This window comes from Arthrobacter sp. ZGTC212, from assembly GCF_002929255.1.
GTDB classification, from domain to species: Bacteria; Actinomycetota; Actinomycetes; order Actinomycetales; family Micrococcaceae; genus Arthrobacter_B; species Arthrobacter_B sunyaminii.
The window spans coordinates 1-572 of sequence record NZ_PJIJ01000055.1 but is presented as its reverse complement, the minus strand read 5'-3'; the positions used below and the strand labels follow the sequence as shown (position 1 = coordinate 572).

The window sequence follows — 572 nt, the reverse complement described above, 5'->3', positions numbered from 1 at the left end:
ATTTAGTGGCAGTGGGCCTACAGCAGGGTGGTGCCGATGTCCTGCCCGATCTGCTTCAACAGCGCCGCCGAGAGCTCGGGGTCCTTGGACGAGTCCCGGTCCGTGTACTCGGCCAGCGTGTAGACCCGTGTCAGCGCCATCTCGGACCAGCGCTCCCTGGGAAGCAACGAGCGGCCGGCGACGGCGATCATCGGCCGTGATCCGGAGCGACGGGCGACGGCGGCGGGCAGCTTCCCCGCAAGTGTCTGTTCGTCGATGCTTCCCTCGCCCGTAATAACGATGACGCAGCTGTCCTTGCGGGTGTTGAAATCCAGCAGGTCCAGGAAGTATTCCGCACCTGAAACCTGCCGCGCCCCGAGCAGGAAGCAAGCGTAGCCAATGCCGCCGGCGCTGCCGGCGCCTTCGTGTTCTGCCAGCGCCGCAGCGTCGACAAACCCAGATTCGGACAACTTGGAGACGAAGTACCCCAGTCCATCGTCGAGGGCTGCAACCTCATCAGCGGTCGCGCCCTTCTGCGGTCCGAACGAACACTGCCGGGGGGCCGTGCGGGCCGCGCAGGGGGTTGGGAACGT

Annotated in this window: 1 protein-coding gene; it reads right to left on the bottom strand. The window is 65.9% G+C overall.

Annotated elements, in window-relative coordinates:
• Positions 1 to 17 precede the first annotated feature (17 nt).
• A partial coding sequence (locus tag CXQ89_RS17835) for a glycerate kinase (protein WP_258060213.1) occupies positions 18 to 572 on the bottom strand: 555 nt, incomplete at its 5' end.